11 protein-coding genes are annotated in these 13,458 nt (G+C 36.3%); all 11 read right to left on the bottom strand.

From position 1 onward, the window contains the following. Positions 1 to 1,514: 1,514 nt before the first annotated feature. Positions 1,515 to 3,476: an ATP-dependent zinc metalloprotease FtsH gene (ftsH, locus tag A3IA_RS0111530; protein WP_018381474.1), complete on the bottom strand. Its 1,962-nt coding sequence runs from the start codon at positions 3,474 to 3,476 to the stop codon at positions 1,515 to 1,517. A 24-nt stretch (positions 3,477 to 3,500) separates the two neighbouring features. Further along, on the bottom strand, positions 3,501 to 4,043 hold the full coding sequence (gene hpt, locus A3IA_RS0111525; protein WP_018381473.1) for a hypoxanthine phosphoribosyltransferase: 543 nt from the start codon (positions 4,041 to 4,043) through the stop codon (positions 3,501 to 3,503). 14 nt (positions 4,044 to 4,057) lie between these two features. After that, on the bottom strand, positions 4,058 to 5,329 hold the full coding sequence (tilS, locus tag A3IA_RS0111520; RefSeq protein WP_018381472.1) for a tRNA lysidine(34) synthetase TilS: 1,272 nt from the start codon (positions 5,327 to 5,329) through the stop codon (positions 4,058 to 4,060). Beyond that, on the bottom strand, positions 5,326 to 6,609 hold the full coding sequence (locus A3IA_RS0111515) for a serine hydrolase (RefSeq protein ID WP_018381471.1): 1,284 nt from the start codon (positions 6,607 to 6,609) through the stop codon (positions 5,326 to 5,328). The genes tilS and A3IA_RS0111515 overlap by 4 nt, the downstream gene beginning before the upstream one ends. Further along, positions 6,610 to 6,729, bottom strand: coding sequence for an SP_0009 family protein (locus A3IA_RS12190; RefSeq protein ID WP_018381470.1), 120 nt, complete (start codon positions 6,727 to 6,729; stop codon positions 6,610 to 6,612). Further along, on the bottom strand, positions 6,729 to 7,100 hold the full coding sequence (locus A3IA_RS0111505; protein WP_018381469.1) for an FtsB family cell division protein: 372 nt from the start codon (positions 7,098 to 7,100) through the stop codon (positions 6,729 to 6,731). Before A3IA_RS0111505 ends, A3IA_RS12190 begins: the two co-directional genes overlap by 1 nt. After that, positions 7,087 to 7,359 carry an RNA-binding S4 domain-containing protein gene (locus A3IA_RS0111500; RefSeq protein ID WP_018381468.1) on the bottom strand — a complete coding sequence of 91 codons (273 nt, stop codon included), beginning with the start codon at positions 7,357 to 7,359 and terminating at the stop codon, positions 7,087 to 7,089. Before A3IA_RS0111500 ends, A3IA_RS0111505 begins: the two co-directional genes overlap by 14 nt. A gap of 106 nt (positions 7,360 to 7,465) precedes the next feature. Next, positions 7,466 to 8,020, bottom strand: a complete 555-nt coding sequence (locus A3IA_RS0111495) for a helix-turn-helix domain-containing protein (protein WP_018381467.1) — start codon at positions 8,018 to 8,020, stop codon at positions 7,466 to 7,468. A gap of 116 nt (positions 8,021 to 8,136) precedes the next feature. Beyond that, positions 8,137 to 11,646, bottom strand: coding sequence for a transcription-repair coupling factor (gene mfd / locus A3IA_RS0111490; RefSeq protein ID WP_018381466.1), 3,510 nt, complete (start codon positions 11,644 to 11,646; stop codon positions 8,137 to 8,139). After that, a complete protein-coding gene (gene pth, locus A3IA_RS0111485; RefSeq protein WP_018381465.1) occupies positions 11,639 to 12,208 on the bottom strand; it encodes an aminoacyl-tRNA hydrolase in 570 nt (189 codons plus the stop codon). The genes mfd and pth overlap by 8 nt, the downstream gene beginning before the upstream one ends. A 67-nt stretch (positions 12,209 to 12,275) precedes the next feature. Further along, positions 12,276 to 13,391, bottom strand: coding sequence for a redox-regulated ATPase YchF (gene ychF / locus A3IA_RS0111480; RefSeq protein ID WP_018381464.1), 1,116 nt, complete (start codon positions 13,389 to 13,391; stop codon positions 12,276 to 12,278). Positions 13,392 to 13,458 lie beyond the last annotated feature (67 nt).

Genomic DNA, 13,458 nt, shown 5'->3' with positions numbered 1-13,458 from the left:
GCCGCCAGCGTTCGTCCTGAGCCAGGATCAAACTCTCATTAATTTTTAAGATTTTGAGTTCCCACTCGTGTGTCTTTCTGACGTTTTCTCTTTTTGACAGGTTACTTTCGTAACCCGCACGTTTGGTTTCTTTATCCAGTTTTCAAAGGTCTTTCATTGCCTCTCGCGAGACAACTTCTTTATTCTATCAAACTATCCGTTGCTTGTCAATAACTTTTTTCATCTTTTTTATTTTGTTTCTGACAACATTCGCTCGTTTTGAGAACTTTTATATATTACTATATCTTCTTGTTGCTTGTCAATAGTTTTGGGGTGAAAATCTAAGTTTTTACATGTAGTGACCTTGTTTAGTCTGTTGGTTGCTTTTAACTTGACGTTAGAATAAGAGTAATTGAAGAGCAGTGGTGATGTCAGATTTATTTTAAGACTATTAAAATTTGTAACTGACAACGCTCACTGGTCTTAAATTAGTTAAAAAATGTGAGTAAGCGCTGATGTTATGGTAATAGCGGAACTCTACTGAAAAATCCTGTGTCTTATTGGTAATCTCTTCAGGTATTAAGGTTTACCTAAACGTTCGAGAATAAAAACGATTGTTATTGTGTAAATCTTGACAGCTTTTTGGGATATAGCTAAGTTTATAAGTCAGTAAAAATTGTAGTTTAACTGATTTTTTAATGTCAATATTATCTACGTTTAGGGCAACATAAGGTATTTAATCATTTCTTAACTTCTAAAGGATTTAGCCGTGTATAAACGTAACCTTATTTTTTAAAAAAGGATTGAAAGCGCTGAAAATAAGCTCCTGTAGCCTTGGAATTAGTCTCTGGTGGATTTAATTGAAATCTTCCAGTAAGCGATTCAAGTCACTGGAATCAACTAGTATGATTTAAAATTAACTATTTTGTTAGTTATAAAAACAGCTACCTCTGCTCTTATTTTCCTGAGATCAACTCCAAATATAAATCGCATAATAATATTCCCTCTTTTGTCTTGAATAATGTCTTGTTTTAGTGATGGTATTTTCAATACAAGACCTTGACTTGTCCCACATATGTTGACAAAATTCTTACTATAGTCAAATGAATTAATTTTCAGACAAGGAGCTGAGACGCGGACAGTACTTGAGTACGGCAAGTCGAAAGTGACCATGTATCAAAGTTAAGTTAAAAGACTATAAAACAGGTGATACTAAAGAACATTTTGCTTGCGAAAATTTTCGTAAAAAATAGAAAAACAGCTGCAGATGCTTGTGCCTAGAAAGTTTGATCTTTTTTTCATAGGAAATTAGTCCTGCATTCTAAAACAGTGCTTTATCAATTTGACAGCACCATAGAGTCCTACAGTTTTATCAAACGCCTTTACGTTAACTTAACGAAAAGGCAATGAGTACTTTTTCCTAACAGAGATTTCTTCACCACTGCTTTAAGTCTGTTTTTGAGACAGTAAAAAAGGCCTATGATCTCTGTAGCGGCTAAAGGCCACTGCAGAAACGATAGAGCCTAATTTTTAATCTATTCTTCTGTCATTTTTTCTTTGATTTCATCATATGATAGAGCATGTGCTTCTTTGTCATCATCTACTTCTTCAGGCATTTTTCCTGTTTCATAGATTGATTTAATTTGAGCAGCATCCAATGTTTCATACTTGAGAAGAGCTTCTGCAATTAATTTATGAGTTTCGCGATTTTCATTAATGATGTCAGCTGCTTTATTACGCGCATCATTAAGTAGTTCACGAACTTCATCATCAATCATCTGGGCTGTTTCTGGAGAGTATGATTTTTCTGGAGACAATTGTCCTGGCATCATTGAGTGATTGCCTTCATATTGAACAGGTCCAAGTTTGTCACTCATTCCATATTCTGTTACCATTGCACGAGCCATTTGACTTGCTTGTTCAAAGTCATTTGAGGCACCTGTTGTTTGAACGTTGAAAATAATTTCTTCTGCTACACGTCCACCCATTAGACCTGCCAATTGTTCTTTCATATCGTCTTTAGATAGGAGCATTTGGTCTTCTTTAGGAAGTGCTATCATATATCCGCCGGCACGTCCACGCGGTACAATGGTTACTTTATGTACTACTCGAGCATTTGAAAGCACTAAACCAACAATCGTATGTCCTGCTTCATGGAATGCTACCAATTCACGATCACGTTGTGATACTGACTTATCTTTCTTAGATGGACCAGCAATAACACGATCTTCTGCTTCATCAATATCAGAAGCATCAATGACTTTTTTATCCCTTCGAGCAGCAACAAGAGCAGCTTCATTAAGGACATTTTCTAAATCTGCACCCACAAATCCTGGTGTTTGTTGAGCAACAACTTTCAAATCAACATCATCTGCTAATGGTTTATTTTTAGCGTGAACACGTAAAATTGCTTCACGTCCTTTAACATCTGGTTGTCCTACGAGAACTTTTCGGTCAAAACGTCCTGGACGTAGAAGAGCTGGATCAAGGACATCACTACGGTTAGTTGCGGCGATAACGATGATACTTTCATTACCTTCGAAACCATCCATCTCAATAAGTAATTGGTTGAGTGTTTGTTCGCGTTCATCGTTTCCACCACCCATTCCAGCTCCACGACGACGACCAACAGCATCAATCTCATCGATAAAGATGATTGCTCGTTCAGCTTTTTTAGCATCTTCGAAAAGTGAACGAACACGGCTCGCACCAACACCAACGAACATTTCAACAAAATCGGATCCTGAAATACTAAAGAATGGAACACCTGCTTCACCCGCTACTGCTTTGGCAAGAAGGGTTTTACCAGTCCCTGGAGGTCCTTCTAAAAGAACACCTGCAGGAATACGCGCTCCAAGAGCTTTATATTTTTTAGGATTTTTCAAGAAATCAACAACTTCAACAAGTTCTTGTTTTTCTTCTTCTGCACCAGCAACATCTGAGAAGCGAACTTTTACATTGCCTTCACTCTGAGTTTTGGCTTTATTCTTACCGAAACTCATCGCTCCGCGTGCACCGCCACCACCTTGATTCATCATCATGCTAAAGAAAACGATCATGACAAGCAACGGTAAGAAGCTCATGATAATAGAAATCCAAGTTCCACTAGAACTTTCTTGTTTCACTTTGATGCTAACGTCTGCATCGTCTGCTGCTTTTTGAAGAGTATTTAAAGAAGAGTCTTTGTACAAAATCGTACTTGTAAAACTTTTGACTTCTCGATTAGAATCCCCTAAAAAAGCTAAGTCAGTAGTTGTTTCTACTTTTTTAGCCTTTTTATATTGTCCAGTTACTTCTAGAACCGTACCACTGGGTTGATAGGTGATTGTTTTGACATCACCTTTTTTGATTTGCTTGACAAGATTAGTATAGCTAATACGCTGGCTTTGAGAATTGTTTCCACTAAAATAATATTGAAAGGCTGTCACTGCAACAACAATCACCATTATGTATAATAGGGAATTTTTCACAAAACCGTTATTGTTTTTATTATTCATTAAACGGAGTGACCTTCTAATTTTTTACTTAGTGTAGATTTCTTCTTTTAGAATACCTACGTATGGGAGATTACGATAATTTTCTTCATAGTCTAAACCAAAACCAACGATGAATTCATTTGGAATGTTGTAACAAACATAATCCGCATCGATATCAACAACACGCCCTTCGGGCTTATCAAATAGTGTCGCAATTTTAACAGAGTTTGCCTTGCGGTACTTAAACATATCTCGCAGATAAAGAAGTGTACGGCCGGTGTCAATGATGTCTTCTATGAAAATAACATCACGCCCTTCGATATTTGTATCCACATCTTTAAGGATTTTGACTTCGCCACTAGATGTTGTTCCACCATGGTAGCTAGAAACAACCATAAAATCAACTTCAACATGCGTATCAATGTGTTTGATGAGTTCTGCCATAAAAGGAACTGCACCTTTTAAAACACCAACAAGTAGAGGATTTTTTCCTGCATAATCTTTGGTTAATTGTTCACCAAGTTCTTTTGACTTAATGACAATTTCTTCTTCTGAATAAAGAACTTTTTTTATATCTTGTTCTAACATAGTTGTTCACCATTCTACATTTTTTGAATATACAATTTACCCCTCATTATATCATGATAATAAGGATTACTCAAATATGTTTTTCCCTGACATATCACTGCCACAATATGATTATCTTGTTCAACGATGATTGTTCTTCGTCTATCTTCCTCATGTATTTTCTCATCAATAAAGAATCGTCTCAACTTTTTAGAAATATTTTTTACCAGAATTCTATCACCTGGTTTTCTATGTCTCAGAATGACTGGCTTTTTAGAGGGTAGCGGGATAGACTCCAAATAGCTTTCGTGTGCCTCACTATGAGAGAAAGAATAATTTTCTAAAGTGACTAATGAGCCATATTCTAACAAAACTTCTTGTGGATGACTATCCGTCTCTGGACTGATTTTATAAATGCTATAACGTTCTTTATTTTTTTTGAACCTATAGTGATTTGTTAATGGGAAATCATAACTCTTAGAGTTATTCAGATTATACAATAATTGTTCAAATTGTGATTGCCCCATTTGTAAATCAGGAAAATTAGACAGATACTCTTCCAATAAAAAATGTTGAACAGCTGAGGTTTGTCGCTGAAAAACCAAACAATTTTGCTTATCAATATCTTTTGTTAAATCTTGTAAAGCCTCTATCAGCACGACCATATCTTGACCATGTCTTAGTAGAGCTTGCTTGATATTAGGATTCTCCTGCTCTAACTCGGGTAAGTAACGGTTTCTAATTCGATTTCTCAAATAATCATTTTCTTGATTGCTATGATCTTCAAAATGAAAAATTTCTGGAAAATCGTTTTTAGAAAACGGTAGAAGGGGTCTGATCAGCTCTCCGTTAGCAAAGGCTTGTTTTTCTTTTATTCCCGTTTGATATCGGAGCTTGCTCCCACGAATCATTCGCATGAAAATCGTTTCAACTTGATCATCTGCATGATGGGCAGTTACTAACGCAGTGTAACCATCTTTTTGCATGATTTCTTTAAAAAAATTATAACGAAAATCACGCGCTTTTTTCTCAGTGAATTTTCCCTTAAAATGTCCTACGTAAAAAGGAAGATTATTGCTATCAGCCCAATCTTTGAGATAAGTTTCCTCAATTTCAGAAGCTTCTCTCTGATGATGATTCACATGAGCTATAGCAATATCGATTTTTAGAGTTTCACGTGAAACATATAAAAAGTGCAGTAGATTCATCGAATCTACTCCACCTGAAACAGCTATGAGCACCTTGTGATGGGAGGAAAAAAACTGTTTTTTTTGAACATGGTTTAAAAAATCAATTGGTTTAATCATTTTAAAATCTCATAAATATCATCTGCAATAGCTGTTATGTCATCGTAATCCGCTTTATTCGTCATTATGGTTAGGATAAATGGCGACTTTGTATAAATAATAGCAGCATCATGTTTGTAATCGTAGGCATCTCCAATTTTATGAGAAACTTTATCTGAAATATTTTTTGAGATACGCTTGTCATCAAAATCTGTTTTCGATAAATAGTCAAGAACGAAACCATTTTGATGATAGAGAGCTTCTAATACTGTAGTGATTGTTTCTGGTGAAACGTCGCGTTTCTTCATGTCCCAAGTTGTTCCTGAAATTGTCTCAATATAATTTTGAAAATCTGTTCCGAATTGTTCCGTAACATAGTAAGCCAGCATGTTACTTGCGACATTATCTGATTGTTGAGCTACTTTCTTCATTAAATCATCAACGGTATATTCTTTATCATCCGCCTTTTTTGGAAGACTACCACTTCCACTAGGATCATAAGAGCCATAAAAATCGTTAACTTTAGAAATGTATTTGAACTTAGTATCTTTATTGATTTTTCCTTGATTGATCGCCTCTTGCGTGTAATACAAAATGGGCAGCTTAGCTAGACTTGCTGCATACATTTTCTTGTCAGCGTTAATGCCAGCAACTTGTCCAGTTTCCAATTGTTTGACACTAATACCATAGTCCGCTTTTTGATATTTTTTTCTCAACATGTCTTGGACTTTTTCCATTCTGCTATCTTGACTAGAAATCATATGTCCTTCAACCCAACCATATTGATCCAACTGATAATAAGTTCCACTATGTGTTGTAGCTACTGCAGTTACCTTGACCTGCGTGTAGTCTTTAGGTTTCTGTGAAACTTCTTTACTGCCTTTAATGAAAGGACTATCATAAATCTTATCAATCTTTCGTGTCCAATAGGTTTCCGATAATGGTGTCTGCTCTAATACAACATCTTGATAATAAAGTGTTTCATCAGCTAACATATAAGTCTGATCAGCCAAGTGAAAAACAGGCAAACCAAATTGATTTATTTCAACAGCTTGAATCTGTAAAGAATCATCTGATGATAATGTTTTTGCAGGAGTTTTTAAATCCGCATCTTTATAAACTGGAACAGATACTTTTAAAACTGGATTTTTGGGAATTTGTAGGCTAGTTGTAGGTGAGGTTGCTGTCTGTGACAACTGATATCTCTGCGCATCGGTCAAACTGAAATCAACCTCAGTACTAATGACTGGAAGAGTTTTAAAGAAAAAAGGAAGTAGCATAAAAAGGACTATTTTCTTCATTTAGTCTTTCTCTTCCTCACTTTCTTCTCGTCTTAAGGCATTATTTTTTTCTGAGAGTTCTTCTAATTTTTCATCAGAATACTGTAAGAATTTTTCTATCGTTTCAATTAAATTTTCCATTATTTTGGTAATAAATCTGGAACAGGGAAAATCATCTCCCCTTCCTTAGAGTAGTAATATTTTGCTCGAGCATATTTGGCAGCAAAATCATTATCCTTCAAACTATCGGCTAATTTCTTTTTATCTTTGACTTCCTTAGAAACAGACTGGTAATCTTTTTTTAGCTGGATGACTCGGTCCTTCTTCTCTTGTAACTTATGATAACTGCTGATGAGATTATAAGTTGGCAATATGAAAAGTAGCATTACAATTAAGAGTAATCCACCCATGAATCGATGACGCTTGGTATTTTCTTCGATTTCATAGCGACGTTTAAGTTTCTCATCTTTGATATAGTTATTGTTGAGTTGAACAACGTTAGGTTTCTTCATTGGCTTCTACTCGCTTTTCGCTAATGATTTCATACATTTTTTCAGCATCTTCTTTTTTAGTGCTGTCTTTCATCTCTAACACACGAACTGTCAATAGTTTATTACCAAAACGGACTTCAACTTCATCGTTTATTTTTAAATCAGTCGATGATTTTGCCAAAACACCATTGACTTTAATACGGCCTTTATCAGCCACTTCCTTGGCTACTGGGCGACGTTTAATAATTCGTGATACTTTTAAATATTTGTCTAAACGCATACTTTTCTCCTTTTGAGACTGTCTCTCTTATTTTAGCATTTTTTTAGAAAAATAGCAGAGCTTATAACATATGTCATTAAAATATAAAAAGAGAGCAAATGCTCTCTTACCAAAATATTAGGGTTGAAACTACTATACCTGCAAAAAAGATAATAAAAACAACGAAAAGTAAAGTTACTCCAAACCAAAGTTCACTTGAAATACTTGTCTTTGCTTTTTTATCTGGATTTAAGAAATTGAGAATATCCGCATAAGTCTGTAAATCACGATTTTTCAAAATATAAAAGACTTGAAAAGCTGAATAAATCATAGGGCAGGCTAATATCCATAAAATCGGAGCGACTACCCCTGTAGAGAAAAGATAACGTGTCGGTACTACTACTGAAAAAAGAAACCACGAAATTCCTCCAACAATAAGCCACTTCTTGAACTGTGATTGACCAACTTGATCTTCCATAATATCAACATCTCCTTTGATTAGATTATCTAAGGAGACATCGAAAAAGGTTGCTATCAATAACAGTGAGTTGATATCGGGATAGGTGCGTCCACGTTCCCAGTTAGAAATTGTTTGACGTGAAACATAGAGTTTCTCTGCCAATTCTTCTTGAGAGAGTTGTTTGCTCTTTCTTAAACCAACTAAACGATTGTGTAGCTCCATTTTGTTCTCCTTGATACTTTTAGTCTAACCAATTGCTACTCAGTTTACCATGCAAGCTCTTTGTCGTGAGACTTTTTTTATGTCAAAAGGTTTTGTCAAAGTGTTTTTAAATCTATTTAAGCCTTATTTTTCATTTTTCGTTCTTTGATTTCAGCGAATCCTTGACCGAACTGTATCAATTCTTCTAAAATCTCGTAGTCTTTTTTATTTCGGATGTCGAAAATCACTTCAATTTTACCTTGATTTTCACTGATACGAGCCTTGAGACTGGTTTTAGAAAGGGCTTCAAAGTAATCTTGAGTCAAAAAGAGAGTCTGCGTGACTTTTTCAAAGCGAATAATCACTTGATTCTCCTTACGGTCAACTAATTCTGTAAAGACACTGTCAAGGTAGGCTTTGACAAGACCGATTTCAAGGAGATAGGCGACTTGATCAGGATATTCTCCAAAGCGGTCAATCAACTCATCTTGAAGTTCTTCATAAGCAGCGCGCGAGTCAATTTCACGGATGCGTTTGTAGATTTCAATTTTCTGACGTTCATCTGAAATGTATTGTGTTGGCAGATAAGCATCAATTTGTAAATTAAGCTCAGCATTGCCTTTCTGACGGACCTGTGATTTCCCTTGTTTCTTCAAAATAGCATCCTCTAAAAGTTGGGAATACATTTCAAATCCAACTGAGTCAATGAAACCACTCTGTGATGCGCCTAAGATATTACCAGCTCCACGAATAGACAAATCACGCATGGCAATTTTAAAACCAGAACCGAGTTCTGTAAAGCCTTTAATGGCGTCTAATCTTTTCTCTGAAACTTCTGTCAACACTTTATCAGGGCGATACATAAGGTAGGCATAAGCGATACGATTGGAGCGCCCTACACGCCCACGAAGTTGATACAAGGTTGACAAGCCCATATGGTCTGCATTTTCGATAAATAGAGTATTGACATTAGAAATATCGACACCTGTTTCAATAATAGTTGTTGCTACCAAGACATCGTAAACCCCTGCGATAAAGTCTAAAAGGGTATTTTCTAGTTGAATTTCACTCATCTGACCATGAACAATACCAATGCTTGCTTCTGGGATTAACTCCTGTAATTCAGAGGCCTTTTGTTCAATGGTGTCAACTTTATTGTAAACGTAGAAAACCTGTCCGCCACGGTCTAATTCTCGTAAAATAGCTTCCCTAATCATTCCAAGATTAGTTTCCATCACATAGGTTTGAACAGGGTAACGATTAGTTGGAGGTGTTTCAATGACTGATAAGTCTCGAATACCAAGCATTGACATATGAAGTGTTCGAGGAATTGGTGTCGCTGTCAAGGTCAAAACATCAACCTTAGTTTTCAATTCTTTCAGTGTTTCTTTGTGCTTGACACCAAATCGTTGCTCTTCATCAATGACAATTAAACCCAAATCCGAGAAATTGACATCCTTAGAAAGAAGACGGTGCGTTCCGATAATAATATCAACTCGCCCTTTGGATAATTCTTCTAAAATAAGGTTCTGCTCTTTCTTACTTTTAAAACGACTGAGTTCCTCAATGTTGACAGCTTGGTTGTCAAAACGTTCTTTAAAGTTGACATAATGTTGATGTGCTAAGACTGTCGTTGGTACTAAAATAGCTACTTGCTTGCCATCATTGACTGCTTTAAAGGCTGCCCGCATAGCAACCTCTGTCTTACCAAAACCAACATCACCAACTAAAAGACGATCCATAGGCTTGTCAGCTTCCATGTCTTTTTTGATTTCAGCAATTGATCTGAGTTGATCTTCTGTCTCGACATAGGCAAAATCTTCATCAAATTCTCGTTGATTGTCGTCATCTGGAGAAAAAGCAAATCCTCTAAGCTGACTTCGTTCGGCATAAAGTTTTAACAGATCATCAGCAATATCTTCAACTTGTTTGGTAACTTTTTGTTTTGTTTTTTGAAAACGTCCATCATTGAGTTTGTTGATTTTTGGCTCTTTGCCATCGGCTGAAACATACTTTGATAAACTTTCAATCTGCTCAATCGGCAGCGAGATGCGATCTGAATTTTGGTATTGAATGGTTAGATAGTCACGATGAACACCCTTTATTTCAAGTGTTTCAATGCCGAGGAATTTACCAATACCGTGTACTTGATGGACGACATAGTCTCCCTTTTCAAGTTCATTATAATCTTTAAGACGTTCCGCATTGGAGATATTAGAGCGACGCGCGCGACGTTTGATTTGTTTATGAAAAATCTCGCGTTCAGTGATTAAAACTAATTTTTCATCTGCCAGATAAAATCCAGTTGATAAGTGACCAATGATAAACTGAGCTTGACGAGGAATAATCTGCTGACTATCAGAGATTAGTAATTCTAAATCATATTCTTTAAGTGTCTCTTGTAAACTAACCAGTGATTTTTGCGAATCCACTTGGACCAGGATAGTCGCTTTCTGCTTCTGATAGCGATGAATTTCATCTACTAAAAGAGGAAACTGATTAAAAAATTCCTGCATGGGATACTGAGTCATGTTATGCAGAGCATCAAACTTAATATTTCCTAATCCTTTGTGGAAATTGGAAAAGAAGGTTGCTGGTTTATATTTTCTAAGAACTTGATAGGTATCGGCAAAGTAAACTTGACTTGACACTGCTTTATTTTGTTGTAAATCATCTGTCAAAAGGTTGGCAACTTCCATTTCAAAGCGAGCATGACAATCCATCAACTTTTGAAAGTCATCAATAAAAAGTACTGTATCCTTAGTAAAGTAGTCAAAGAGGCTATAATTCTTATCGTAGAAGAAACTTAAAAAGCGGCGACTATCCTTATGGCGGTAGTTTTCCTTTGTAACTGATAGGACATCCGTTAAATAGGCAGTTAAGTCTTCATGGATACTTTTTTCAATCTCTTCTTCTAATTTGAGTGTTGCCCTATTAAAATCACTCGTTTCCAAAATAATATCTGTCGCTGGTGAGATAGTAACCCTTTCTAAACTATCCAAAGATTTTTGACTCTCACTATCAAAAGTACGAATACCGTCAATTTCATCACCAAAGAACTCAATTCTAAAAGGATGACTTCCAGTCACTTCGTAGATATCTAGGATGTCACCTCTACGACTATATTCTCCTGGACTTAATACTTGACTAACACGTTCATAGCCTAGTTGAGAGAGTTGTTTGACAAGTTTGTCAAGCTCTTTGTCAACTCCAATTGACAGTTTGATTTGAGCTTTATGATAAACTTCGGGGTTTGGTAATAGTATTTTAGTACCAATAATAGATGTCACCAAAATACCCGATGCATTGTTATCCTGTAAAAAATTTAAACTCTCCAAACGAGATAAGGTACGATCAAGTGATGAAAAAATAAATTCAGCCGCTGCCACATCGTCTGCAAAAAAGCTATAAAGATACTTCTCATCCAGTAAAGCAGATAAGTCACTAATCAGCTTCTCTGCTTCATTTTGCGTTGATGTAACAATGACAAACTTCCCTTGATTTTTTTGGAAGGCTGTCGCAATGGCCAATGCTTTACTAGAAGCAGATAAGCCCATGACCAACTGTCGTCCTGTGTCAACTTGCCCAAGCCAATTTTGAATAATTTTATTTTGTGCTAATAAATCCGTTAATCCTAGTTTATCCATTGTATCGTCTCATCGTTGCTTCAAAATCATCATTTTCCAAATAATAGTTGACAGCTTTGTCAACTTTATCTAAGGTGTTGTCAATGGTTATCTTTTCATCGGTTGAGAATTTTCCTAAAACATGATTGATTACGGTCATACCATTCTGAGGACGACCAATACCGATTTTGATACGGTCAAACTCTTGTGTACCGATATGAGAAATAATGGACTTGATTCCATTATGGCCACCAGCTGAACCTTTTTGGCGGAAACGAATTTTTCCAACGTCCATATCCAAATCATCATAAATAACAATCAGATTTTCAATAGTAATATTGTAATATGTCAATAGTGCCTTAACAGCAATTCCACTATTATTCATGAAGGTGGTTGGTTTGATGAAATAAATTTTTTCACCATTGATAAAACCACTAGTTACATAAGCCTTAAAGGTTTTATCTTCTGTAAAGGTTAAGTTAAGTTGATTGACAATAGTGTCAACTGACATAAAGCCAACATTATGTCTAGTATTGTCATACTTTGAGCCTGGATTTCCCAATCCTACAATTAATTTTGTCATTTTATTCTCCAATGCAAATGCAAAAGGACTGGAAGTAACTTCCAGCCGATTAGTGTTTTAAAAAATATTAAACGTTGAAACGGAATTCCATCACATCGCCATCTTGAACAATATATTCTTTTCCTTCTTCACGTAAGCGTCCTGCTTCTTTGACAGCTTTTTCAGAACCATATTGTAACAAATCATCATAAGACATGGTTACCGCTCGAATGAAGCCTTTCTCAAAGTCCGAGTGGATGATTCCCGCTGCCTGAGGTGCTTTGATACCTCGTTTGAAAGTCCAAGCACGAACTTCTTTTTCGCCAGCAGTAAAGTAAGTTCCAAGCCCCAACAAATGGTAAGCCGCACGGGTTAATTTGTCAACGCCTGACTCCGTAAGTCCAATGGCTTCTAAGAATTCTTGTTTGTCTTCATCGTCAAGTTCAGAAATTTCTTCTTCCGCACGCGCTGAAATAACAACGACCTCAGCATTTTCAGTTGCTGCAAAGTCACGAATAGATTGGACGTAGTCAATGTCATCTGGCTCTGCAACCTTATCTTCATCGACGTTTGCCACATAAAGAACAGGTTTGGTTGTCAAAAGAAAGAGTCCTTTAACCACTTTTTGTTCTTCTTCAGTGAAATCAATGGTACGAGCTGATTTACCGTCTTCTAGGACAGGTTTGATTTTTTCAAGAACGTTAAACTCAGCAACAGAATCTTTGTCTTTTTGTGTACGAGCCATTTTCTCAACACGCGCATAGCGTTTGTTGATTGACTCCAAGTCAGCCAGAATCAACTCCAAATTAATGGTTTCAATATCTGCGATTGGATCAACAAAGTCAGATTCGCGCCCTTGCTCACGCATAACATTTTCATCATCAAAAGCACGAACAACATGAACGATAGCGTCTACTTCACGGATATTGGCTAGGAATTTATTTCCCAAACCTTCACCACGAGAGGCACCTTTAACAATACCGGCAATATCAGTAAATTCGAAGGTTGTTGGAACAGTCTTTTTAGGTTTGACCAACTCGGTCAATTTAGTGAGACGCTCATCTGGAACTTCAACCATGCCGACATTGGGGTCGATGGTTGCAAACGGATAGTTGGCTGCTTCTGCACCAGCCTTTGTAATTGCATTAAATAATGTTGACTTACCGACATTTGGTAGACCAACAATACCTGCTGTTAAAGCCATAACTTAGTAACTTCCTTATCTTTTTTCAATCACGATTATTATAGCATAAAAACATGAAAAAAAGCCT

The sequence above is a fragment of the Streptococcus thoraltensis DSM 12221 genome, from assembly GCF_000380145.1.
GTDB lineage: Bacteria > Bacillota > Bacilli > Lactobacillales > Streptococcaceae > Streptococcus > Streptococcus thoraltensis.
The sequence above is the reverse complement of the archived record's forward strand: the minus strand, read 5'-3'. Positions and strand labels throughout refer to the sequence as shown.